This window comes from uncultured Altibacter sp. (genome assembly GCF_963972995.1).
Classification (GTDB): Bacteria; Bacteroidota; Bacteroidia; order Flavobacteriales; family Flavobacteriaceae; genus Altibacter.
This window is the reverse complement of sequence record NZ_CAXAXI010000032.1, coordinates 1-24,693: the sequence shown is the minus strand read 5'-3', so window position 1 is coordinate 24,693 and position 24,693 is coordinate 1. Positions and strand designations below refer to the sequence as shown.

Annotated in this window: 23 protein-coding genes and 2 tRNA genes; 16 read left to right on the top strand and 9 right to left on the bottom strand. The window is 42.3% G+C overall.

Annotated features, from left to right (window positions below; genetic code table 11):
* Nucleotides 1-568 precede the first annotated feature (568 nt).
* The 5 genes from thrS to AACZ11_RS11495 all read left to right on the top strand — a co-directional run bounded on the left by thrS (nucleotide 569) and on the right by AACZ11_RS11495 (nucleotide 4,887).
* The gene (thrS, locus tag AACZ11_RS11515) at nucleotides 569-2,515 is read left to right on the top strand and encodes a threonine--tRNA ligase (protein WP_290628454.1); all 1,947 of its coding nucleotides are present in this window, start codon (nucleotides 569-571) and stop codon (nucleotides 2,513-2,515) included.
* Between the two features lie 60 nt (nucleotides 2,516-2,575).
* Complete coding sequence (infC, locus tag AACZ11_RS11510; protein WP_290628460.1) at nucleotides 2,576-3,088, top strand: translation initiation factor IF-3; 513 nt, start codon at nucleotides 2,576-2,578, stop codon at nucleotides 3,086-3,088.
* Nucleotides 3,089-3,147: 59 nt separating this feature from the next.
* Nucleotides 3,148-3,345, top strand: coding sequence for a 50S ribosomal protein L35 (gene rpmI / locus AACZ11_RS11505; protein WP_034261796.1), 198 nt, complete (start codon nucleotides 3,148-3,150; stop codon nucleotides 3,343-3,345).
* Nucleotides 3,346-3,467: 122 nt separating this feature from the next.
* Entirely contained in the window at nucleotides 3,468-3,812 is a 345-nt protein-coding gene (rplT, locus tag AACZ11_RS11500; protein ID WP_034261793.1) for a 50S ribosomal protein L20, read from the top strand.
* Between the two features lie 124 nt (nucleotides 3,813-3,936).
* Nucleotides 3,937-4,887, top strand: a complete 951-nt coding sequence (locus AACZ11_RS11495) for an OmpA family protein (RefSeq protein WP_290628450.1) — start codon at nucleotides 3,937-3,939, stop codon at nucleotides 4,885-4,887.
* On the opposite strand, the gene AACZ11_RS11490 is transcribed toward AACZ11_RS11495, so the two are convergent.
* The 6 genes from AACZ11_RS11490 to tgt all read right to left on the bottom strand — a co-directional run bounded on the left by AACZ11_RS11490 (nucleotide 4,884) and on the right by tgt (nucleotide 12,088).
* On the bottom strand, nucleotides 4,884-6,143 hold the full coding sequence (locus AACZ11_RS11490) for an asparagine synthetase B (protein ID WP_290628448.1): 1,260 nt from the start codon (nucleotides 6,141-6,143) through the stop codon (nucleotides 4,884-4,886). The genes AACZ11_RS11495 and AACZ11_RS11490 overlap by 4 nt on opposite strands.
* 110 nt (nucleotides 6,144-6,253) lie before the next feature.
* On the bottom strand, nucleotides 6,254-7,810 hold the full coding sequence (gene dnaB, locus AACZ11_RS11485) for a replicative DNA helicase (protein ID WP_290628445.1): 1,557 nt from the start codon (nucleotides 7,808-7,810) through the stop codon (nucleotides 6,254-6,256).
* 166 nt (nucleotides 7,811-7,976) lie between these two features.
* Nucleotides 7,977-8,930 (bottom strand): acetyl-CoA carboxylase carboxyltransferase subunit alpha, encoded by a 954-nt coding sequence (locus tag AACZ11_RS11480; RefSeq protein WP_290628443.1) that lies wholly within the window; start codon nucleotides 8,928-8,930, stop codon nucleotides 7,977-7,979.
* A gap of 54 nt (nucleotides 8,931-8,984) precedes the next feature.
* Nucleotides 8,985-9,887: a DMT family transporter gene (locus tag AACZ11_RS11475; RefSeq protein WP_290628441.1), complete on the bottom strand. Its 903-nt coding sequence runs from the start codon at nucleotides 9,885-9,887 to the stop codon at nucleotides 8,985-8,987.
* Complete coding sequence (locus AACZ11_RS11470) at nucleotides 9,874-10,950, bottom strand: LptF/LptG family permease (RefSeq protein WP_290628458.1); 1,077 nt, start codon at nucleotides 10,948-10,950, stop codon at nucleotides 9,874-9,876. The genes AACZ11_RS11475 and AACZ11_RS11470 overlap by 14 nt, the downstream gene beginning before the upstream one ends.
* A 7-nt stretch (nucleotides 10,951-10,957) precedes the next feature.
* Nucleotides 10,958-12,088, bottom strand: a complete 1,131-nt coding sequence (gene tgt, locus AACZ11_RS11465; RefSeq protein ID WP_290628439.1) for a tRNA guanosine(34) transglycosylase Tgt — start codon at nucleotides 12,086-12,088, stop codon at nucleotides 10,958-10,960.
* Between the two features lie 232 nt (nucleotides 12,089-12,320).
* Here tgt and AACZ11_RS11460 point away from each other — a divergent pair, with 232 nt between their 5' ends.
* Together AACZ11_RS11460 and AACZ11_RS11455 are read left to right on the top strand one after the other, a co-directional pair.
* Entirely contained in the window at nucleotides 12,321-13,166 is an 846-nt protein-coding gene (locus AACZ11_RS11460) for a transketolase (RefSeq protein WP_290628437.1), read from the top strand.
* Nucleotides 13,167-13,208: 42 nt separating this feature from the next.
* On the top strand, nucleotides 13,209-14,162 hold the full coding sequence (locus tag AACZ11_RS11455; RefSeq protein ID WP_290628436.1) for a transketolase C-terminal domain-containing protein: 954 nt from the start codon (nucleotides 13,209-13,211) through the stop codon (nucleotides 14,160-14,162).
* Nucleotides 14,163-14,251: 89 nt separating this feature from the next.
* Here the strand turns inward: AACZ11_RS11455 and AACZ11_RS11450 are convergent, their stop codons facing one another.
* Entirely contained in the window at nucleotides 14,252-15,250 is a 999-nt protein-coding gene (locus AACZ11_RS11450; protein ID WP_290628434.1) for a hypothetical protein, read from the bottom strand.
* A gap of 79 nt (nucleotides 15,251-15,329) precedes the next feature.
* On the opposite strand from AACZ11_RS11450, the gene AACZ11_RS11445 reads away from it, so the two are divergent.
* Both AACZ11_RS11445 and AACZ11_RS11440 read left to right on the top strand, forming a co-directional pair.
* Nucleotides 15,330-15,710, top strand: a complete 381-nt coding sequence (locus AACZ11_RS11445; protein WP_290628432.1) for an RNA-binding S4 domain-containing protein — start codon at nucleotides 15,330-15,332, stop codon at nucleotides 15,708-15,710.
* 34 nt (nucleotides 15,711-15,744) lie between these two features.
* Entirely contained in the window at nucleotides 15,745-16,248 is a 504-nt protein-coding gene (locus AACZ11_RS11440) for a phosphoribosyltransferase family protein (protein ID WP_290628428.1), read from the top strand.
* On the opposite strand, the gene AACZ11_RS11435 is transcribed toward AACZ11_RS11440, so the two are convergent.
* The gene (locus AACZ11_RS11435; protein ID WP_290628426.1) at nucleotides 16,240-16,761 is read right to left on the bottom strand and encodes a shikimate kinase; all 522 of its coding nucleotides are present in this window, start codon (nucleotides 16,759-16,761) and stop codon (nucleotides 16,240-16,242) included. The two genes, AACZ11_RS11440 and AACZ11_RS11435, sit on opposite strands and share 9 nt — an antisense overlap.
* A gap of 135 nt (nucleotides 16,762-16,896) precedes the next feature.
* Here AACZ11_RS11435 and AACZ11_RS11430 point away from each other — a divergent pair.
* Nucleotides 16,897-16,972 (top strand) — tRNA-Lys (locus AACZ11_RS11430).
* Nucleotides 16,973-17,049: 77 nt separating this feature from the next.
* Nucleotides 17,050-17,132: transfer RNA gene (locus tag AACZ11_RS11425), tRNA-Leu, on the top strand.
* Nucleotides 17,133-17,199: 67 nt separating this feature from the next.
* Here AACZ11_RS11425 and AACZ11_RS11420 read toward each other — a convergent pair.
* The gene (locus AACZ11_RS11420) at nucleotides 17,200-19,737 is read right to left on the bottom strand and encodes a cation-translocating P-type ATPase (protein ID WP_339832500.1); all 2,538 of its coding nucleotides are present in this window, start codon (nucleotides 19,735-19,737) and stop codon (nucleotides 17,200-17,202) included.
* Nucleotides 19,738-19,910: 173 nt separating this feature from the next.
* Here AACZ11_RS11420 and AACZ11_RS11415 point away from each other — a divergent pair, with 173 nt between their 5' ends.
* From AACZ11_RS11415 to AACZ11_RS11395, 5 genes are all read left to right on the top strand, one after another.
* Nucleotides 19,911-20,822, top strand: coding sequence for a MerR family transcriptional regulator (locus AACZ11_RS11415; RefSeq protein ID WP_290628422.1), 912 nt, complete (start codon nucleotides 19,911-19,913; stop codon nucleotides 20,820-20,822).
* A 54-nt stretch (nucleotides 20,823-20,876) separates the two neighbouring features.
* The gene (locus AACZ11_RS11410) at nucleotides 20,877-22,337 is read left to right on the top strand and encodes an oleate hydratase (RefSeq protein WP_290628456.1); all 1,461 of its coding nucleotides are present in this window, start codon (nucleotides 20,877-20,879) and stop codon (nucleotides 22,335-22,337) included.
* Nucleotides 22,338-22,378: 41 nt separating this feature from the next.
* On the top strand, nucleotides 22,379-23,221 hold the full coding sequence (locus AACZ11_RS11405; protein ID WP_290628420.1) for a phytoene/squalene synthase family protein: 843 nt from the start codon (nucleotides 22,379-22,381) through the stop codon (nucleotides 23,219-23,221).
* A 132-nt stretch (nucleotides 23,222-23,353) separates the two neighbouring features.
* Entirely contained in the window at nucleotides 23,354-23,803 is a 450-nt protein-coding gene (locus tag AACZ11_RS11400; protein ID WP_290628418.1) for a sterol desaturase family protein, read from the top strand.
* A gap of 3 nt (nucleotides 23,804-23,806) precedes the next feature.
* Nucleotides 23,807-24,508, top strand: coding sequence for a lycopene cyclase domain-containing protein (locus tag AACZ11_RS11395; protein ID WP_290628416.1), 702 nt, complete (start codon nucleotides 23,807-23,809; stop codon nucleotides 24,506-24,508).
* Nucleotides 24,509-24,693 lie beyond the last annotated feature (185 nt).

Sequence of the window (24,693 nt, the reverse complement as noted above, 5' to 3'; positions counted from 1 at the left end):
AATTTCAATATTCCAATGAACTTTTAATCTCTTTTCAAAACAAAACAAATCGTGTTTCTATAGTCACTCATTGTTTTAGCGGGTGCAAATGTACAACAGTTTTTTAAACCTGCAATACTTTTTAAAAAATAATTTCAAAAAAAATTCAGACCGTTGTTTTTGCAGCTATTCGAACAGTTATTTGTTCTTCAAAGCGGGTGCAAAGATAGTATGGTTTTTATCTTGTGCAAACTTAAAACCATCTTTTTTTGAGATATTTTTACTACAAGATGATAAGGCTTTGAAAGTATTGAACTTAGCTTAAAACAAATTTTTATCCGCCATTATACCTATATATATACACTATTTTTTGCGCTAAGGATTGAGCGGTTGCTTGAGCTCTTTCTAAAAACAGCGTTTTGGGAAAAGCGAGCCGCGAAAGCCTGCCCTTTTTAGCCTTAAAAAGGGAGCGCCCAAAGTATTCTATTTCTTACACTTCTCGAATTATCTCTTAGGATTCTATTGTATAAGGCAGAAACTCGTAGTATCTTTGCCCCTGCCTTTTGGCACCCTTTTTAAACTATAATGTATGATAGCGATTACCTTACCAGACGGAAGTGTAAAAGAATTTGAAGCCGGCAGTACGCCCATGGATGTCGCCAAAAGTATAAGTGAAGGCTTGGCGCGCAATGTGATCTCTGCTTCGTATAATGGTACAACGGTAGAAACCAGTACTCCGCTCCAAAAGGATGGTTCATTAATATTGTATACCTGGAACGATGATGCCGGAAAAAAGGCATTTTGGCACTCTTCGGCTCATATTCTCGCACAGGCTTTGGAGGAATTGTACCCCGGTGTCAAGTTGACCATTGGTCCGGCGATCGAGAATGGTTTCTATTACGATGTAGATTTTGGTGCTGAAACAGTTTCTGAAAAGGACCTTCCGGCTATTGAAGCCAAGATGCTAGAGATCGCTCGAGGAAAGCATGAGTTCTCTATACGGGAAGCTTCCAAGACCGAAGCACTTTCCTACTACAAAAAACAAGGAAACGAGTATAAGGTTGAATTGATCGAAGCCCTAGAAGACGGCAGTATCACTTTTTGTGATCACGACACCTTTACCGATCTGTGTCGCGGGGGTCATATCCCTAATACGGGTATTGTAAAGGCCGTAAAACTTATGAGTATTGCCGGAGCCTATTGGCGAGGTGATGAGAACAATACACAGCTTACCCGTATCTACGGGATAAGTTTTCCGAAGCAAAAAGACCTAACCGAATATTTAGAGCTTCTTGAAGAGGCTAAGAAAAGAGACCATCGAAAGCTAGGAAAAGAATTGGAGCTTTTTACCTTCTCTCAGAAAGTGGGTCAAGGATTACCCCTTTGGTTACCTAAAGGTGCGGCCTTGCGCGAACGTTTGGAGAATTTCCTTAAAAAGGCTCAGAAAAAAGCCGGTTATGAAATGGTGGTTACCCCGCATATCGGTCAGAAGGAGCTGTATGTCACTTCCGGACATTATGCAAAGTACGGTGCCGATAGTTTTCAGCCCATTCACACCCCCAAGGAAGATGAAGAATTCCTGTTGAAGCCTATGAACTGTCCGCACCACTGTGAGATCTACAAGAGCGGACCTTGGTCGTATAAAGACCTTCCAAAACGGTATGCCGAATTCGGAACCGTATATCGCTATGAACAAAGCGGCGAATTACACGGCCTCACGCGCGTACGTGGTTTTACACAAGATGATGCACACCTTTTTTGTACGCCCGACCAGTTAGACAAGGAATTTAAAGATGTGATCGACCTGGTGTTGTATGTTTTTGGTTCGTTAGGATTTGAGAATTTTACGGCACAGGTGTCACTGCGCGACCCAAATACGCCTGAAAAATACATAGGTAATTTAGAGAATTGGGAAAAAGCAGAAGCTGCTATCCTAAGTGCTGCGAAAGACAAAGGATTGAATTATGTAGTTGTGGAAGGCGAAGCGGCATTCTATGGTCCTAAGTTGGATTTCATGGTCAAGGATGCATTGGGTAGACAGTGGCAGTTAGGTACAATACAAGTAGACTACAACTTACCCGAACGCTTTGAATTGGAATATAAGGGCAGCGACAACGAAATGCATCGACCCATCATGATTCACCGTGCTCCTTTTGGAAGTATGGAACGATTTATTGCTATATTGTTGGAGCATACAGGAGGGAATTTCCCGCTGTGGCTCATGCCGGAGCAGGTAGCAATCCTATCATTGAGTGAAAAATATGAAAAATACGCTCAAAAAGTTTTAAATTTGCTTGAAAATGACGAAATTCGCGCCCTTGTAGACAATAGGAACGAGACGATTGGCAAGAAAATACGCGAAGCTGAGATGAAAAAGCTTCCCTATATGTTAATTGTTGGTGAGCAGGAAGAAAAAGACGGTACGGTTTCTGTTAGAAAACATAGTCATGGAGACTTGGGTACGATGACCCTTTCTGAATTTTCGGAATTAATTAACACCGAAATTCAAAAAAATATCGTAGAATTTAATGTGTAACCATAATAATTTATAGTCATAGCAATACGAAGAAAAAGAAGCAGGGGCCCGGCAAGGGTCATTAAAGAAGATCAACACAGGATCAACCGAAAAATCCGAGCCGAAGAAGTACGCCTCGTTGGAGACAACGTTGAGATAGGAGTATATCCTTTAAAGAAAGCGCAAGAGATTGCCGAAGAGCAGGAATTGGACCTGGTAGAGATTTCCCCTAATGCAAACCCTCCGGTTTGTAAGATTATGGATTATAAAAAATTCGTCTACGAGCAGAAGAAGCGCGAGAAGGCGATGAAAGCCAAGGCGACCAAGGTCACTATTAAAGAGATTCGGTTTGGACCCAATACCGATGATCACGATTATGAGTTCAAGAAGAAGCACGCCGAGAAATTTTTAAAGGATGGCGCCAAACTGAAAGCTTACGTGTTCTTTAAAGGACGTTCCATTATTTATAAAGATCAAGGTGAGATCCTTTTGTTGAAGTTGGCTCAAGAGCTTGAAGATTATGGGAAGGTTGAGCAAATGCCAAAACTGGAAGGAAAACGAATGATCATGTTCATTTCCCCGAAAAAGAAATAATACTTCCTCGAATACGAGGAAGATCACAATAAAGCGAAGTAATACAAAAAGAAGAAAACATGCCGAAACAGAAAACAAAATCCAGTGCTAAGAAGCGTTTTAAGCTTACAGGTACCGGTAAGATCAAAAGAAAGCATGCGTTTAAAAGTCACATCTTGACAAAGAAGTCTAAAAAACGTAAGCTAGCATTGACTCATGATACTTTAGTTCATGAGGCCGATGAGAGTAATGTTAAACAAATGCTTCGATTGAAGTAAGCGTTTAACCGGTTAACACTAATTAATAACCCTGGAGTTGGGCTACATAGAAGACACAACGTTTTCATAAGTAAATAAAGTACACAGAATACGTGTCGCCTGCTACAAAAAACAAGTAAATTATGCCAAGATCAGTAAATTCAGTTGCTTCAAGAGCCAGAAGAAAAAAGGTAATGAAGCAAGCCAAAGGATACTTTGGAAGACGTAAAAATGTATGGACCGTTGCTAAGAACGCAGTTGAAAAAGCAATGTCGTATTCCTACAGAGACCGTCGCGCAAAAAAGAGAAATTTTAGATCCTTATGGATCACCCGTATTAATGCGGGAGCACGCCAGCACGGCATGTCTTATTCTCAGTTTATGGGGAAACTCAAAGCTAATGATATCGAATTGAACCGAAAAGTTCTTGCCGATTTAGCTATGAATCATCCGGAAGCTTTTGAAGCGATCGTAAACAAAGTAAAATAAGATTATCTAACTTATTATTTCGCCTAAACCCGCTCAATAGAGCGGGTTTTTTATTGTTCTTTATCCAAATTTCCTTAGCTCCTTCTCACTAACAAAGTTTCCGTATCTTAGTAAAAAGCTTCCAATGCATTTACGAACTATTGTTCTTATTGCTGTGTTACTAGTATTAGGTCCTACGCTATGGGCTCAAAAAGGGACCGGTAAGTCCTATCGCATAGATCGGTATTCTTCTATTTATTTGCCTTTGGGGAAGATTTCATTTGCCGACAGTATTGTTAGTTTTACCATTGGGGATCCCCCGCCTCTCGAAAAGTATGCAGATCCACTACAATCACTTCACGAACCTAATTACAAAAACTATCACTCCGGTAAATTTCTGTCCTTAGGCTGTAAAGGAAGTATTACGTTGGCCTTTACAGATAATGGTTTTATGAATCTTCCGGGGAATGACCTCTATATTTTTGAAGTAGGACCATCGAAAGAATCTGCCAAGATCGAAATTTCCGTGGACGGTAGCGAATGGTTTTACGCGGGCACCATTGCCGGAGGAAAATCTATAATCGATCTTAGTGAAGAGCAAATAGATCCCGAAATTGTCTTCTACTATATGCGAATCACAGACTTACAAGACTTGTGCAAGAGCAAAACTGCCGGAGCGGACATTGACGCAGTTGGAGCGATCAATAGTGTGATTAAATTATCCATAAATGCAGATGTTCTTTTTGATGTTGCCGAATTCAAGCTTAAGACCAGCGCACAACAAACCCTAGATACACTTACACAACTCATCAAACAAGTGGACAAAGCCACTATTGTCGTGGAAGGACATACAGACAGTGATGGAAGTGACGCCTCCAATATGACCCTTTCTGAAAACCGATGTTATTCGGTCGTAGATCAACTTCGAGCGCTACTCGGCTATGAAGCGCATTACGATTATGAGATCCGTGCTATGGGTGAAACGCGACCCAAGGTGGACAATGATACGCCTGAGAATAAACAAATGAATCGGCGCGTAGAAATTACCGTGCTTCCACCCAAAGATTATTACAATTCCTTACCGAAACAAGATTAGGTTTTCTGCTTCTTTTTCTTGGCTGCAGGGAATAAAACGTTATTGAGAATTAACCGATAGCCCGGAGAATTGGGATGTAATGCGAGTTCCGTCTTGGCGTCCCCTACCCTGTGCTGATAGTCTTCAGGATCGTGTCCGCCGTAGAAAGTAAAGAATCCCTTCCCTTTTATTCCGTGAATATACCGGGCTTCTCCATTTGATTTGTTCTGTCCCATGATCAAAACATTCGCCTTGATCTGATCGCTGTCATACGACGTAGTTTGTCCCATAAATCCTTTTACGAGTGCCGTATGGTTCTGAACTAACATACAAGGAATGGGGTCCCATTTAGCACTGTAGTCCATCAAGGAAAAATAATCGGTTTCTTTAGCAACATTACGTTTGGTGGTCATATCTATAGAGGAGAACTCATACACCATAGGACTACGCTCCAAAATAAAATCGGTAAAGGCAAATGTGCGGTTGTAGTCGATCTTACTTTGATATCCCGGTTCACTGGGATCACCGTCGAACATGGGTTCACAGATATCGACACCTTCTGCCGCCAATGCAATATCAAAACTATCGGTAGCACTACACATGGCAAACATGAAGCCACCGCCAATAACATAATCTCTAATCTTTAAGGCAACATCTCTTTTTGCTTCGGAAACTTTTGCGTATCCCATTTTTGAAGCAAGTGCTTCAGCACGTTCCTTATCCTCAATGTACCAAGGAGCAGCGCGATAGGCCCGATAGAATTTTCCGTATTGTCCTGTGAAATCTTCGTGATGCAGGTGCAACCAATCGTATAGTAACAATTGATCGCCTATGACCTCTTCGTCGTAGATGATGTCGTAGGGAATTTCAGCATAGGTAAGCACCATAGTGACCGCATCATCCCAAGGCTGATTTCCTTTGGGTGAGTAAACGGCAATACGAGGGGCCTTTTCCAATGAGACCGCCTCCATATTCTGCGACGGACTACTAATTTCCAACAGTATTTGCTCGGTAGCCGCATCGGAGATCACTTCAAATGATACTCCGCGAATCTGGCATTCTTTTTTAATCTCTTCAGAATCGGGCAAAAGGAAGGATCCGCCTCGATAATTGAGCAACCATTTTGATTTTACTTGCCGTTCCAGAGACCAATACACAATTCCGTAGGCTTTTAAATGCTCTTTTTGGGATTCGGCGTCCATGGGTATTAGAATATAGGATGCATAGGCTTGCCCCGTAAACACCATCAGAAAAAGAAGGAATATGATTTTTTTCATTCTGTAAATATAACTAATAACAAAAGCGATCCCAGCCAAGGCACCATACGATATCGTCAAAATCTAAGCCAAAAGGTGTATTTTTAAAAATAATTTGTAGAAACGTAATCTTAGAACGGTACATCGTCATCTCCATCGGCCGGAGAAAGATCATCATTCATAGCGCTGCCAAAAGCTTCTCCGGGTGACGGTAAATGGCTCGTTTTAAAGGTATCATCATTGGCCGCATCATTCATACGGGAATGTATCTCTGTGGGAAAGTCGAAGGTTTCCAAATTCTCGAAACGCCCTAAATGTCCTACGAATTTCAACTTGATCTCATCCAAACCACCGTTACGGTGCTTCGCTACGATAAATTCCGCCTGACCGGCTGTGGGTGTACGTTCTTCGTCATCCCACTCATCGATTTTATAATACTCGGGTCTGTAAATAAACGAAACAATATCGGCGTCCTGTTCGATCGCTCCCGATTCCCGAAGATCGGATAGTAAGGGACGCTTACTTCCTCCGCGGGTTTCCACAGCCCGACTCAACTGTGAAAGTGCAATCACCGGAACATTAAGCTCTTTGGCCAATGCTTTTAAGTTTCTGGAAATGGTAGAAATTTCCTGCTCTCTATTCCCCCCTTTTTGACTTCCTCCGGCTGTCATTAACTGTAAATAATCGATCATGATCAATTTTATACCATGCTGTGATGACAAGCGCCGGGCTTTGGCTCGTAGGTCGAATATAGAAAGTGAGGGCGTATCGTCAATGAACAAGGGAGCCTTTTCAAGACCTTTTACTTTCACGTTCAATTGCTCCCACTCGTGTTTCTCGAGGTTTCCGGTACGTAATTTTTCAGAACTCAAGCCTGTTTCTGAAGAAATAAGTCTTGTGATCAACTGTACCGAAGACATTTCCAAAGAAAAGAAGGCTACGGGAATGTTATGTTCCACAGCAATGTTGCGTGCCATAGACAGGGTGAGCGCTGTCTTTCCCATACCCGGCCGAGCCGCAATAATGACAAGGTCGCTGGGTTGCCATCCGGAAGTTAGTTTATCTACTTTTGTGAATCCCGATGGTATCCCGGAGAGCCCCTCTTTATTAGCGATCTCCTCAATTCGCTTCTTTGCCTGGATCACCAAACTCTGCGCAGTCTCGGAAGAACGCTTTATATTCCCCTGTGTAATTTCGTATAATTTCGACTCGGCATTGTCCAAAAGATCGAAGACATCGGTTGTTTCATCGTAAGAGTCTTCTATGATCTCGTTGGAGATTTTTATTAAACTTCGCTGTATGTATTTCTGAAGGATGATACGTGCATGAAATTCAATATGTGCCGAAGAAGACACTTTTTGAGTGAGTTGCACAAGGTAAAACTCTCCTCCCGAAGCTTCCAGCTTTTGGTCCTTTTTTAGCTGACTTGAAACGGTTAATAAGTCCACCGGTTCACTATTCTCGAACAAGGTGTGAATCGCTTCAAAGATGTGCTGATGAGACTCTTTGTAGAATACCTCGGCGTGCAGGATGTCGATCACCTCATCGACACCTTTCTTGTCGATCATCATAGCCCCCAACACAACCTCTTCTAAATCAGTCGCTTGCGGAGGAAGCTTTCCTTTTTCCAACGAAATTACCTGTGACGGGCGAGCCGAAAATGAAGTGTGAGGTTTCAGTTTTTCCATTGAGCGAATGTAAAGAAAATGTTAAGAGCGGAACGACTTTTTTAAAGAACGATGTTCACCGGTCGTTAACAATTTAACTGTTGAAAACTTTGATTTATTGTTAATAAGGTACAAAAAAAACCGAAGCTTTCACTTTGGTTTTTTGAAAGGGTTGGTATAATTGAAATTAGGATTTGAACTCCCCCATTTTGGAATATTTTTCCATCCTGGAATTGACCAATTCTTTTGGTGATAAGTCTTTTAATTCCAAATATACCTTTTCGATGGCATTGGCCACGGTACTGTAGGTCTTTTCCTTATCGCTGTGAGCACCTCCAACAGGCTCCTTAACAATCACGTCGATAAGGTTTTGTTTTTTCATGTCGCTGGCTGTTAGTTTTAGTGCTTCTGCAGCTTGTTCTTTGAATTCCCAGCTTCGCCAGAGTATGGATGAACAGCTTTCCGGGGATATCACAGAATACCAAGTATTCTCTAACATAAGCACCCGATCTCCTACACCAATCCCTAAGGCCCCGCCACTCGCACCTTCGCCAATGATCACAACAATTATTGGGACTTTAAGTCGTGTCATTTCTAAAATATTTCGTGCGATCGCTTCTCCTTGTCCGCGCTCCTCAGCTTCCAATCCGGGAAACGCTCCCGGCGTATCGATGAGCGTGACCACGGGCACCCCGAATTTTTCGGCTGATTTCATAAGTCGTAATGCCTTTCGATAGCCTTCAGGATTTGCCATACCGAAATTTCGGAATTGTCTGGTTTTGGTATTGTATCCTTTTTGCTGACCCACGAACATATAGCTTTGATCGCCAATTTTTCCTAGACCACCGACCATCGCTTTGTCATCCTTGAAATTCCGATCCCCATGCAATTCGAGGAAAGAATCTCCACAGATCGCTTTTATGTAATCCATCGTATAAGGACGATTTGGGTGTCGGGACAATTGTACACGCTGCCAAGGCGTGAGATTCTTGTAAATCTCCTTCTTGGTTTCGTTCAATTTCTTTTCTATCTGTTTACAGGTATTGGTTACATCCACATCGCTGTCTTCGCCTATCTGGCAAGCTTTGTCGTACTGCTCCTGTAGCTCCTTTATAGGTAATTCAAAATCAAGATATTCCATAGATCACTCCTTGAAGTATTATTTGGCTTAGCTTACAAAGATAAAATTTTGTTTTTAGCCAGCACCCAATCGCCTTTTTTTTCTTTCCAATTTCATCTTAATAATCCCATTAGCAACAACCGTTAAAATTATAATGGCGGCTCCATAATAGAATTGCGGACTCATATTCTCCCCATCTCCTAAAATTAGAAGGGCTAGGATGATCCCGTAGACCGGTTCCATATTAATTGTGAGCATCACTGTGTACGGACTAATCCATCGCATGACATATACCGAAGCAATGAAAGCGTAGGCAGTACATGCCGAAGCCAGAATGAAAAGGTACATCCAATCGCTGGGAGACACTTGAAAAAAGGAATTGTTGAAGCTTCCGCTAAAAGTAAGGTAGACCGAAATACATAACATTCCGAAGAGCAATTCATAAAAAGAGATGGCCGTGGCCTTATATTGTAAGGCATATTTGCCATTGATTACCGAGAACAAGGCTCCCAGAAAAGCCGAACTTAATGCCAACACAATACCCCAAAAGTAGTCTCCCTCTACGTTAAAGATCACATACAGCCCCACAACCACCAACATTCCGAAGAACACTTCATACCCAATAATTTTTCGCCTGTACAGCAACGGTTCCAATAGTGATGTGAAGAACGCCCCTGTTGACATGATCGCTAATGTTACTGAAACATTCGAAACTTTAATTGCACCAAAAAAGGCCAACCAATGAAGTGCTATGATCAATCCGGCCAAAAAGAACCCGCCCAGCGTTCTATAGGAAAAACGAAGGTCGATCTTTTTCCAACGCACATAGATATAGATCAAAATGGACGCCAACAGCATTCGATACCACACCAGCGGAATGGCATCAATCGAGATTAACGCACCCAATACTGCCGTGAACCCCCAAATAAATACAATGAAATGAAGGTGCAGGTAGTTGAGAAGTTTATCGTTTTGCATTTTTAAGCAAATAAATGGCTAAAATACCAAATAGAATGTTTGGGAACCAAGTAGCAATAAAAGGTGAAAAGCTACTCTGTTCGGCCATGGTCCCAAATATTTTATCGAAGAAGATAAAGACCATCCCGATACTAATTCCAATGGCAAGGTTCACCCCCATACCGCCGCGACGTTTCATGGATGAAACAGCAACGGCAATGATGGTTAGGATATAGGCCGAGACCGGAAGGCTCCAACGCTTGTAACGCACTACCTCATACCTGTTAATATAACTGGACCCCCGCTCCTTCTCACGTGCGATAAAGTCGTTAAGTTCTGTAAAATTAAGTGTTTCGGCTATGTATTCTACGGGCGTAAGATCTTCTAACTCAAAGGAGAAGGTAGTATCCAGTTTCACCTCGCTTTGAAGGATGTCCTCGTTCTCCCCTATGGTTCTTTTGGTGTAATTATACAGCGTATAAGTGCTGTCCTTTTGGTTGTATTTAATGCGACTGGCGGCCAATTTGTAGGTCATTTTATTTCCTTCAAAATGTTCCAATGTAAAATTATTTCCGGACATTTCCTTGACATTAAAATAGCTTACATAAATGTAATCATTGTCATTGATCTGCCGATACACATTATTCTGCTGGCGGTCCTTCTTGTTGTTCTTTAAATACTGAAATGTAAACTCGTTAAAGCCCTTACTCGCCATAGGAGCCAGATACATCCCCATGATCAACGCACCTATACAAACGATGGTTGCACCTATCATATAGGGTCGAAGAAAGCGATAATAAGACACCCCGCTACTTAAAAAAGCAATGACTTCGGTATTATTGGCCAATTTTGATGTGAACCAAATCACCGATAAGAAAAGAAACAATGGAAATAGTAAATTTGCAAAGTATACGGTGAAGTCCAAATAATATTTAGCCACTTCAATGAAGGGAACTTCATTGGCCAAGATCTTATCTATTTTCTCTGCAAGATTAACGGTAATGCCAATTGGAATGAAAAGTAACAGCAAGAGCACAAAGGTTCCCAGGTATTTTCGTAATATGTATCTATCGAGAATACTCAGCATCTGGTTACAAGCGTTTATCCATTTGTACCACCATCTTGTTCTTCCAGGAGGTAAAATCTCCCGCTAAGATATGTTTTCTCGCTTCACGAACCAACCAGAGATAGAATCCCAGATTGTGTATGGTGGCGATCTGTCTGCCTAGCATTTCATTTACTGTAAATAAGTGGCGCACATACGCCTTGCTGTATGCAGTATCTACCCAAGTAAGATTCATCTCATCGATTGGAGAGAAATCTGCCTCCCACTTCTTATTCTTAATATTAATAGTACCGTGAGCGGTAAAAAGCATACCATTACGACCGTTCCGCGTGGGCATGACACAATCGAACATGTCGATACCCAAAGCGATATTTTCCAAAATATTTATTGGTGTGCCCACTCCCATAAGGTAACGTGGTTTATCTTGTGGTAGTATTTCGGTGACCACAGCCGTCATTTCATACATCTCTTCGGCAGGTTCTCCTACCGAAAGTCCGCCAATGGCATTCCCTTCCGCGCCTACTGAAGCTATGTATTCGGCAGATTGTTTTCTTAGGTCCTTATACGTGCTTCCTTGTACAATAGGAAAGAATGTTTGTTCGTAGTCGTATTTAAACGGTGTTTTCTTCAAATGCTTCAGGCATCTTTCCAACCATCGGTGTGTCATGTGCATGGAACGCTTGGCATAAGTATAATCACAAGGGTACGGTGTACACTCGTCAAATGCCATAATAATATCGGCACCTATGCTGCGTTGTATTTCCATAACATTCTCAGGAGTGAAGACGTGGTAGCTTCCGTCTATGTGGGATTTGAACTTTACTCCTTCCTCCTTGATCTTTCGGTTTGCTGAAAGTGAATATACTTGGTACCCCCCACTATCCGTTAGGATACTTCGGTCCCAGTTCATGAACTTGTGGATTCCTCCCGCTTTCTCTAGAATATCGATCTGCGGTCTCAAATATAAATGATATGTATTTCCCAATATAATATCCGGATCGATCTCTTGGGTCAATTCTCTTTGATGCACTCCTTTCACAGTTCCTACAGTCCCCACCGGCATGAAGATGGGTGTTTCTACCGTTCCGTGATCTAAGGTGATCGTTCCTGCGCGCGCTTGGCTCTGTGTGTCTTTCCCCTTTAATGTAAATTGCATGCCTTTTGTTTTCTGAAAGGGCAAAGATACTATCTATCATAGGATAAACTTACGAAGCTACTCAAGAATTTTTCAGAATTCACTCGAGATCAAAAAAAGAAATTCTTCCGAAGCAAATACCCCCTTTACACTTGTTAACTAAAAATATGAAATCGTTAATAACTGCTCACTTTTCGCCTTGTAAGCCCCTACTGAAACCCGTACTTTTGAGACTTAATTTGATACGATCAACATGCCAGATTTTAACTATCTTACTGATTTAGTGGTTCAGGTGCGCAGAGACATTCTGCGACAAGTACATAAGGTAAATTCGGGTCATCCCGGAGGATCCTTAGGTTGCACCGAGTTTTTTGTCGCTTTGTACCAAGTGCTCATGGAACGCAAAGAGGGCTTTGATATGAACGGAGTCGGTGAAGACCTGTTCTTTTTGTCCAACGGACACATTTCTCCTGTATTCTATAGCGTGCTGGCACGTTCGGGCTATTTTCCGGTGGAAGAATTGAACACCTTTCGATTACTCAATTCAAGACTTCAAGGACACCCGACTACCCATGAAGGACTTCCCGGTATTCGTGTTGCATCTGGTTCATTGGGACAAGGTATTTCTGTATCTATTGGGGCTGCGGAAGCAAAAAAATTAAATAAGGACCAGCATCTTATCTATACCTTGTGTGGTGACGGTGAGTTACAGGAAGGTCAGAATTGGGAGGCCATCATGTATGCTGCTGCCAATACTGTAGATAATCTTATTGTAACGATTGACCTCAACGGCCAGCAAATTGACGGGGCGACAAAGAATGTACTGCCCCTTGGTAACCTAAAGGCAAAGTTTGAAGCGTTTGGTTGGGAAGTACTGGAAATTGAAAAAGGGAATAATCTCGAAGCTGTAGTGGAAGGTATGAAGCTGGCGAAATCAAAGACAGGTAAGAAGAAACCTGTGTGCGTACTTTTGCATACCATTATGGGTAACGGGGTGGATTTTATGATGCATACGCACGATTGGCACGGAAAGGCGCCCAATGACGAACAGCTGGAGGTAGCACTAAGTCAGAACCCTGAAACACTAGGCGATTACTAAATTCGAATTTAAAAAGAACACCCGTTCGGTCGGGATATCATTATGAAAAAATATACAGACAGCGGCAAAAAAGACACTCGATCGGGGTTTGGTGACGGACTCACGGTTTTAGGAAAAACGCATGAAAATGTAGTGGCCTTATGTGCCGACCTTACAGGATCGTTAAAAATGGATGCTTTTAAAGAGAACCATCCGGAACGTTTTTTTCAAGTAGGGATAGCCGAAGCCAATATGATGGGGATCGCAGCCGGATTGACCATAGGAGGTAAAATACCCTTTACAGGTACCTTTGCCAATTTTTCAACGGGACGGGTGTACGACCAGATACGACAGAGTATTGCGTATTCCGGTAAGAATGTGAAGATCTGTGCCTCTCATGCCGGTGTGACTTTGGGAGAGGATGGAGCGACCCACCAAATATTGGAAGATATCGGACTTATGAAGATGTTACCCGGCATGACGGTCATTAACACCTGTGATTACAATCAGACCAAAGCGGCCACCTTAGCCATAGCAGACCACGATGGACCTGTGTATTTACGCTTCGGAAGGCCAAAAGTAGCCAACTTTACGGATCCGGATCAACCATTTCGCATTGGCGAAGCCGTTCACCTTCAAGATGGAACCGATGTTACATTAGTAGCAACAGGACATTTGGTTTGGGAAGCTTTGCAAGCAGCGGAGACTTTACATGAGCAAGGAATTTCTGCCGAAGTGATAAATATTCATACAATTAAACCATTGGACAATAAAGCAATACAGGACAGCGTTAAGAAGACAGGTTGCATTGTTACTGCCGAAGAGCATAACTTCTTAGGTGGATTAGGTGAAAGTGTGGCCAGAGTTTTAGCCGAAAGTACCCCAACTCCACAAGAATTTGTCGCTACTCAAGATACCTTTGGCGAATCGGGCACACCCGAAGAACTAATGGAAAAATATGGTTTAAATGCAGACGCAATCGTAAAAGCAGCGTTAAAAGTGATTGCACGCAAGTAATATCTTTTTTTGCACCTGTTTTTTTCAACAGGAAACACCAAATCAAAAAAGCCTCGCGATGCGAGGCTTTTTTAATAGATATGGTTTTATTAATTATCAGGATCCAAATAATCGGGTGTCCCATCTCCATCCTGATCGTGAAACACAACCGTAGTAATGATGATCTGTCCGGTAGCTGTATTGGTTTCTCGATTCACCTCTACCTCATTGGTTATTAACACGGGCTCTTCATCACCGGGATTCACTGCATATGTATTTACGGTGATCTCATTTTTCGTCAATCGACCGTCATTCTCATCGTCTGTATCACTAAAATTTGGCACCCCGTCGTTATCGGTATCATCGTCTTCTTCCCACCCGTTATTATTTAGATCTTCAAAGGGTGTAGGAATACCATCTTGGTCTTGGTCTCCAAATTGTGCTTCATATACTTTAAAAGAAAAGATCAATTGGTCGTAGAGTGCAATGATATTGCCCGGAGGATTGTTAAAATACCCAAGCCCTGAAGGGACAAACACAGCGCCTACTCCAAAATTCTCAAATTCTACAGTACCATCGCTATTAATAATAGGTTCACCTTCGGCCGTGTTGAATTCTGTCAAGCCATCCTGCAAGCCATTTAATATAGCGGTTAGGTCAAATCTAATAGGCGCATTGGCTGAGTCGAACAGCGTTAAGTCAAGTTTTCTCCCTTCGAATTCAAGGGTCACGATATCTGAGAACTCCACTTTTTCACCGCCTCCTTGGCGAACATTTAAATAATAGAGTTTGTAGGATACATCGGTATCTACACGATCTTTTACCGTTTTAAATTCTACTTGTTCTATCAATGGAATTTTATTGGCATTATCGCCTACCAAACTATCGAACCGTATCACATAATCGAATCCTGTGGGAGGGTTTTCAAATTCTTCATAATTGTAAAAGTGTGTCTCGAGAAAACTTTCAATATCGGTTTGAGCCACTAAGGATTCCTCCCCACGGTCTCGAGGTGGTGTTACATTCCCATCATCATCATCATTTTTACACGCAGAGACAATGAGAAAAAATACTACAAGAAGGGGTATTCCAAAAAAAGCTTTTTTCATTCTATCATTTTTGAGGGCGCAAGATACAATTTTCAGTTATTTTTGCTCTAATGATTAACGGAGAATTAAGGGTATTTGTATGAGAGTTGATAAATATTTGTGGTGTATTCGGTATTATAAAACCAGAAGCATTGCTACAAATGCATGCAAGAAGGGAAGCGTTCGCGTAAACGATACCATCGTAAAACCTTCCCGGGAGGTATATCCGGGAGATACGATTAGCCTTCGAAAAGACCAGATCAACTATCAGTTGGAAGTGCTTGACCTTCCGGAAAGCAGACTGGGGGCCAAATTGGTGGACATTTACCGGAAAGATATCACCCCTAAGGAAGCCTTCGAAAGTCAGGAACTTTTAAAATATGCCAAAGACTATTACCGCAAAAAAGGCGTGGGCCGACCTACCAAAAAAGATCGCAGAGATTTGGACGATTTTACAGATCCGGAGCAAGCAGACTCGTAACGCTATTTACTATCTTTGAAAAAAAACAATAGACATGGAACACTCCAATACGATCATTCTAGATAAAAAACAGATCGCACATAAAATAAAACGTATTGCATACCAAGTCTATGAGACCAATGTCGAGGAGGAAGAAGTGATTATAGCCGGGATACAAAACAACGGATTTGAATTTGCCAAGAAATTAAAAAAAGCAGTAGAATCTGTTTCACCGTTGCATGTGACACTTTGCGAGGTGATTATTGACAAGAAAAAACCTACCAACCCTATTCGCACTAGTCTAGAACCTTCAGAGTATACCAACAAATCCTTATTATTGGTGGACGACGTCTTGCATTCGGGAACTACTTTAATCTACGGAGTTAAACATTTTCTAGAGGTTCCTTTAAAGCAGTTCAAGACGGCTGTTCTCGTAGACCGAAATCATAAGAAGTATCCTGTAAAAGCAGATTTTAAAGGTATTTCATTGTCAACGTCGCTCAATGAGAATATTTCGGTTATTTTCGAGAAGAACAACGACAGAGCGATTTTAGAATAGTTTTAGTATAATCTCTTCGACAATGGTAGCGATATCTTTTTCTGAAGTATCTATAACTAGGGACGCCTGACGGTAATAATACGATCGTTCAAAAAGATGTTTTCTGATGAAATCTTGTAAGGTATCAGCATCCTGAAGATGCTCTATAAGCGGGCGTGATGCACGCTCGGCATAAAGACGTTTCGTAAGTAGCTCCAACGAAGTTTTTAAATACACCGTCGTCACATCCTTGCGTTGGAGTAACCAAGGCATGGTATCTGCGTAACATGGTGTTCCGCCACCCGTAGCGATTACACCTGTTGCGATGTTTTCTATTAAATTTTTGAGTATCTCGTTCTCTTTTCTTCGGAAATAGATCTCTCCTTTGGCACGAAACAGTTCACTAACCGAACTTCCTTCTCTATTCTCAATAGCAGTATCCAGATCGATAAAATTAGCGTTCAGGGTGGCGGCCAGACGTTTTCCTACCGTGGATTTTCCGCTTCCCATATAGCCAATAAGTACGATTATCATGTTGTTTTCACATTAATTACTGAAGGTTCAGCGGATTCTAATTTTTTCTCAAATTTAATTTAAAATAGCTTTGAAAAATAAATTTAATGATAGTATATTTGCACCCGCCTACCGAGAGGGAGGCAGATAAAGGAAGACCTGGTAGCTCAGTTGGTAGAGCACCTCCCTTTTAAGGAGGTGGTCCTGGGTTCGAGCCCCAGCCAGGTCACCAAAAAAGTTAAACCCCTCGGTTTAACTTTTTTTTTACCGCTGCGAAGCAGTTTAATCTATGGTGCAACGGTACTATTTACCCGGGTGCTGGAATTGGTAGACAGGCACGGTTGAGGGCCGTGTGTACTCGTTACGTGTGGGTTCAAGTCCCATCCCGGGTACTAAAGTCATCTGTTATGGATGACTTTTTTTATTCCATAACAATTTTAGTACAATGCGTATTCCTCCCTAAGGCGAGGCTAGACTGCGTTCCGACTTTTTCCCTCCCTCCTGTCGCCAGCGCTTCCACCATTTTATTCCTTCGTACCAGATCACCGATACCATACCAATCACTAGACATAGTAACATTTGGTTTGCTGTTAATTGGTCAAATTCAAAAAATGTAGCAAATGAAGGTACAAATAGGAGTAGCAGCGTGATCGTTACGGTAAGCCCAATGATCCATGGCACCAATCGATTTTTATAACCAAATGTTGTGAGGATCGAGTAATAAAAAGAACGATTAACAAAAGTAAGAAAGATATTGGCTGCAATCAATGTGGTGAATACCATGGTTCTGGTGATCGCTTCGGAATGCCCGGATCTTACTGCTAGTAGATAAACTAGCAGTATTCCTAGTGTAATGATAATGCCCTGTATCACACTTGTAATTAATTCTCTCCAATTGAAGAAGGTTGTAGAAAACGGTCGCGGGTCACGATGCATGGTAGCTTCTTCCATTGGTTCATTCTCATATACTATGGAACAGGTGGGTCCCATAATCAATTCTAAGAGGATCACGTGTACAGGAGAAAATATGTTGGGATAAAGCCATCCAAAAGCTAAAGGGAGCAGCACAGTAAGAATAATAGGGATATGTATGGAGATGATATACTGGATGGCCTTTTTCAAATTCGTATAGATCTTCCGCCCCATGGCCACTGCAGTAACCATGTTGGAGAGATCATCTTCCAATAGCACCAGCGAGGCAGCTTCTTTTGCTATCTCTGTCCCTTTTCTGCCCATAGCAATTCCAATATGTGCGGCTTTCAGTGCCGGTCCGTCATTTACTCCATCACCGGTCATGGCGACTATTTCACCCTTTGATTTTAGCGTATTGATAATCTTCAGTTTTGCTTCAGGAAACATACGTGTAAAGAGCATTGTTTCCGAAACCACCTTCGACAGATCATCCTCCTTGATTTGCATTAATTGATCGCCCGATATATGCTTTTCAACACCCTTAAAACCGGTTTGCTTGGCTATGGCAATGGTTGTCTCTGCAATATCCCCGGTAATAATCTTCACATCGATTCCCGATGCATAGAAGGCCTCAAATACATCGCGTATATGTTGCTTTGGCGGATCGTAAAAGGCAACCAAGCCTTTAAACCGGAACGTAAAGTCTTGTTGTTGGGTTGGCCAAGGATCTCCGGCAAAGAAACTCTCACCCACTCCCAATACTCTGTACCCTTGTAATGCAAACTGCGCTACTTGATGCATAATATCTTTCTTTGTTTCCTCGTTCAATGTTGATACAGCTAACAATGCTTCAGGAGCTCCTTTGGCCGCAATGATGTGTTCTCCTTCTGCATTTGCAAAAATGTGGGTCATCATGGGTGGTTTTCCACCTAAGGGATATTCATGCACCATGCTATAGTCCTCGCGATTATCTTTTGAAATCTTTTCAGCATAGACCGAATGCAGGGAGTGCTCCATAGGGTCGAAAGGAATGGGTTCGCTGGCCCACATGGCCGTGGTGATAAGTTCAAGTTCGTCTGTATTCAATTCTTCAGAAATTGACCTCACCCTTCCCGATTTGATCGTGTAGAGCTTATCAAGCCGCATCTCATTTTGAGTGAGTGTCCCTGTTTTATCGACACATACAACGGTCGCGCTTCCCAGTGACTCAACGGTTTTCATTTGCTTTACAATCACGCCCTCTTTCATGAGGCGCCAAGCACCCATAGCCATGAAGGTAGTAAACGCGACCGGGATCTCTTCCGGCAGGATGCTCATGGCCAATGTAAGTGCTTTCAACAAACTGTCTAAGACGTTGTGCGTATTGCTATAATTTATTCCCCAGACCATGATAAAGACAAGGACACCCAAGACAACCATCTTCTTTACAAAAGTATTTATCTGTATTTCCAACGGACTCTTTTCTGAGGCCAACGTCTCCATGCTTTTGCCAATGTTCCCTAGCTTTGTCGCACTACCCACGGCAGTTACAAGAGCAACAGCCAGCCCTCCGGACACCTGTGTACCTTTGTAGACTTCATTATTCCCCGGGTGTTCATCTTTATGTACGGCAAAGGATTCTCCTGTAAGTACCGATTCGTCTACCGAAAAATCGTTTGAATGCACAATGATTCCGTCTGCTACGATCGTTCCCCCTTCTTCCATGATACATGCATCTCCAACGACCACGTCCTCACTGGCAATTTCAACCACTTTCCCATCCCGTATTACACGACAATGCGGCTGAACGATCTTTTTTAAACTTTCTATGGCATTGCGACTTCTAGAATCCTGAAACAGTGAAATGGCAGCCACAAATATTATGGCTATTGCCAAGAAGATACCATCGCCTGTGTTACCAGTTGCAAAGTAGATGGATGCCGTTGCCAAAAGAAGCACCACCATGGGTTCTTTAATTAAACTTCCCACCATTTGAAGGATGGGACTCCCCTTTTTACTTTGCAGTCGATTGTTTCCGTACTTTTCTCGTGATCCTTGTACGTTTGCTTCGGAAAGGCCGGATATATTTAAATGTTCGATAGCCATATTTTGAAAAGACCGCTACACGTTTCATTGGCAGCTAATATAGTAGCAATCGGTGCTGCACCCAATGATATTGCTCATAGAACTTCTGTTCATTACTTATTCTGAAAAATTAAACAATAGTACTTCCTATTCAATATCTTTTTAGTACTTTCACTTTATACTACACCTGAAGCATGACAGTTAAAACAGAATTCAGCATCAAGGATCTTGAAAACCTCAGCAGCGTAAAAGCACACACGATCCGGATCTGGGAAAAACGGTACAATCTATTGGATCCGGACCGCACAGACACGAATATTAGGACCTATCATCTTGAAAATTTAAAAAAGCTTCTCAATGTTACTTTCTTGTACGATAAAGGCTATAAGATATCGAAGATCGCAAAGCTGTCGGAACAGGAACTGTTGGCCCTAGTGCAGAAAGAAGCTGCCCTAGATCAAGAAGAGTTTGCGATTAAGGCGCTTAAAACATCCATGTTCGATTTTGATTACGGGTTGTTCAACCGTACCTACGATCAATTACTGGAAACCCATGATTTCAGAAGTCTTTTCTTTGAGGTCTTCGTTCCGCTCCTAACCGATATTGGAATGCTGTGGCAAACGGGGACCATCGATCCGGCCCATGAGCGCTTTATCTCTGAACTTATTAAGCAGAAAGTAATCATTAACATAGAGCGCGCACAACAAAACTTCGAACAGAAACACGACCCGATCTTTGCGCTCTACCTCCCTTACGAGGAAATCCATGAAATTGGTCTGTTGTATGTAAACTACGAACTTATTTCGTCGGGGTTCAAGTCGATCTATTTGGGTGCTAATATTCCTTTGGACAGCCTATTTCATGTGTTGAAACACCATCCAACCATTATCTTTATCTCGTACTTTACGGTACAACCCGAACGATCCACGCTGCCGGAATATTTTCAGGAGTTCCAATCGTCTGTTTGTGCTTCGGCCAATTGCTCCCTATGGATCATGGGTTCACAAACTCATGCGCTGGACTCAAAACAATTACCCAAATCGGTCACCAAGATCGCCAACGTGGAGCAGCTACGCTCCCGTCTGGAAACACTAAAAAAATCATAAAATTAGTCCGAGACCGTCAATTCTGTTTAAATATTAATTAGTTTTGTTAAACAAATTATGAAAAAGATCGTCATTATCGGATCCGGATTTTCCTCTCTTGCCGCTGCGAGTTACCTAGCGCGTGACGGACATACGGTGACGATTTATGAAAAGAATGCTACCGTTGGCGGAAGGGCACGACAGCTTCAGAAGGACGGTTTTACCTTCGACATTGGTCCTACCTGGTACTGGATGCCCGATGTGTTCGAACGGTTTTTTTCAGACTTCCATAAAAAACCATCCGACTATTACGAACTTATAAAGTTGAATCCTGCCTACTCCGTTTATTTTGGCACCAACGATTTCATCACGATAGAGGATACTTTAGAGAAGATTTGTGCTGCTTTTGAGAAAGAGGAACCGGGAAGTTCGGTAAAGCTGCGTGCCTTCATGGCGGAGGCTCAGGACAATTACAACATTGCCATTAAAGATCTGGTATACCGGCCGGGCGTTTCGCCTTTGGAATTGGTGACACCTGTGACCGTAAAGAAGATCGGGCAGTTCTTCAGCACCATTAGCAAAGAGGTGCGTAAGGAATTCGACAATCCCAGATTGATCTCCATTTTAGAGTTTCCGGTACTATTTCTTGGCGCCAAACCTTCCAACACGCCCGCTTTCTATAGTTTTATGAACTATGCCGACTTTGGATTGGGCACATTTCATCCAAAAGATGGTATGTATACGGTGATCGAAGGGATGAAATCTCTTGCTGAAAGCCTTGGAGTAACGATCAAGACCCAACAGAATGTTGAGAAGATCCTTGTGAAGAAACGAAAGGCAGTAGGTATTCAAGTGAACGGTGAAACCGTCGCGGCTGATATTGTTTTGAGCGGCGCCGATTACCACCATACCGAAACCCTGCTGGAGCCCAAATACCGTCAGTATACGGAAGCTTACTGGAAGAAAAAGACATTTGCACCCTCTGCCCTGTTATTCTTTGTGGGGTTTAATACGAAGTTAGCGAATGTCGCACACCACACCTTGTTCTTTGATGTCGATTTTCAAGCACATGCCAAGGATATTTATGATGAGCCGCAATGGCCTGAGGAACCGCTCTTTTATGCGAGCTTTCCTTCCATCACCGATACCGGCGCAGCGCCTGAGGGAAAGGAAGCAGGAATCTTCTTGATCCCCCTTGCACCAGGCCTGGATGATATTCCGGAACTGCGCGAGGAGTATTTCGAGAAGATCTTGGAACGATTTGAAAAACTTACCAACCAGGATGCCAAAAAATACGTTATATTTAAAGAGTCTTTTTGTATCAATGACTTCGTGGAGGCTTACAATTCGTATAAAGGAAATGCGTACGGGTTGGCCAACACCTTGCTGCAAACGGCTTTTTTACGACCAAAACTAAAAAGTAAGAAGGTTCGCAACTTGTACTTTACAGGACAGTTAACCGTTCCGGGACCGGGTGTTCCGCCCTCACTCATCTCAGGTAAGTTAGTGGCCGGACTTATACAAAAAGAACAGTAGAACACCGAAGCACATAGCGAGGTTTCTAAAAAAATAGCGTCATGAAAGAATTATTTGATATAGTATCCCAAACCTGCAGCAAGAAAGTAACACACACGTACAGTACTTCCTTTTCTTTGGCTACAAAGATGCTTGCACCTTCCATTAGGCAACATATCTACAACATTTACGGATTTGTTCGCTTTGCCGACGAGATCGTAGATTCGTTTCATGAGTACGACAAGGAGACCTTGTTCAGCCGCTTTGAACAAGATTTGGATTATGCCCTTTCAGATAAAATTAGCCTGAACCCTATCTTGAATTCCTTTCAGCATACCGTTCACAACTTTGGAATTGAACGCGACATGGTCGATTCCTTTATGCGCAGCATGCGGTTCGATCTTACCAAAAGTGTTTATCGTACAGAGGCTGAATACAAGGAATACATTTACGGGTCTGCTGATGTGGTAGGGCTCATGTGTCTGAAAGTATTTGTGCAAGGCGATACCGCTAAATTCGATCAATTGAAAGAGTCGGCGATGCATTTGGGTTCCGCTTTTCAGAAGGTGAACTTCTTACGGGATCTGAAAGCCGATTACGAGGGCCTGAGCCGCACGTATTTTCCAAATACGAATCTGGAAGCACTGGATGAACATGCAAAAGAAGCGATCATTAACGATATTGAAGAAGATTTTAAAAAGGGGTATCAAGGGATACTGCAATTGCCAGCCGAAGCCAAGTTTGGGGTCTTTATGGCGTACCGGTACTACAGGCGATTGCTTAAGAAATTGCACCGCACGCCCGCAGTGGATATAAAGAATGCCCGGATTCGCGTTCCGAATTATGAGAAGTTCGGGTTGTTGACGCGAAGCTATGTGAAGTACCAACTGAAATTGGTGCGGTGAGGGAGTTAGGAGTTAGGAGACAGGAATTAGGAGTTAGGAGCTAGGAATTAGGAATTAGGAGTTGGAATTTGGACGTTGAAAATTGGAAGTTAGAAATTAATGATATTATCAAATTGAAGCGATAGATTTAGTATGGATGTTGTTTTTTGGATATTGATCTTTTTAGGCACCTTCAGTGCCATGGAGTTTATGGCGTGGTTCACGCACAAGTACATTATGCACGGTTTTTTGTGGAGTTTACACAAGGACCACCACCACAAGGACCACGGCAGTTGGTGGGAACGCAATGACTTTTTCTTTATTTTCTATGCAGCCGTAAGTATAGGCTGCTTTGTGGGATGGCAGTATTACGGTTTCTGGGCCGGTTTACCCATTGGGTTGGGGATCTTTGCCTACGGAATTACCTACTTCTTGGTACACGATATTTTTATCCATCAGCGGTTCAAGCTCTTCAGAAATGCGAACAATTGGTATGCCCGCGGCATACGGCGTGCCCATAAGATACACCATAAGCACTTAGGAAAAGATAAAGGAGAATGTTTCGGAATGTTGGTGCCGCCTTTAAAATACTTCAAAAAGTAGTCAATGAACTATCTGTATCTGTATTTGAATATAGGTTCCTTCCTCATTCCTTTCTTATTCAGTTTTCATCCGAAGCTTCAATTCTACAAGAAATGGCGTTCCCTCTTTATTGGGATTGCCGTGATGATGGCTTTTTTTATTCCTTGGGATGTGCTCTTTACCCGAAACGGTATTTGGGGATTTAACGATGCCTATATAACGGGGTATAAAATTCTGGACCTTCCCATTGAAGAGTGGCTCTTCTTTATTTGTATTCCCTATGCATGTCTTTTTACACATTATTCGTTGCAGTATTTCTTTCCGAAGGGGACGTCGGGGTTTTCTTTTTCCTTTTCTGAAAATACCACCCGTATCGTCTATGTAGTGCTGCAAAGTGTCTTGATCGTTTCGCTCTGGTATTTTTACGACCGATGGTATACCCTCGTCAATTTCTGCTATGCTATTCTGTTGTTAGGTCTGGTTTATAACTACAAAAGGCCCCTTCTTTCTACCTTTTTTCCGACCTTTTTGGTGATCCTGCTACCCTTCTTCTTCGTGAACGGGGTCCTTACCGGAAGCTGGATCGCAGAACCCGTGGTTTGGTATGATAATACCGAGAACATGGGACTTCGTGTAGGGACCATTCCTATTGAGGACAGCGTGTATGCCTTGGGGATGTTATTGACGGTGCTGGTTTGGATGCAGTGGCGTGAAGAGCGGAAATGATGTTTCTTTTTTCTTAGTTTTCTTTTTTCCATTAATGAATTGTTTTCAACTTTCTTTTATTCATACTTTCTTATTGTTTTTTAAAGGAATTCATGAATGCTTCGCATTTGCTGGTCCAAAAGAAATAATACCTTCCTCTCGCTATGCTCGTCGGAGGCAGGCTTGCCGGAAAAGCCTTCTTCTTT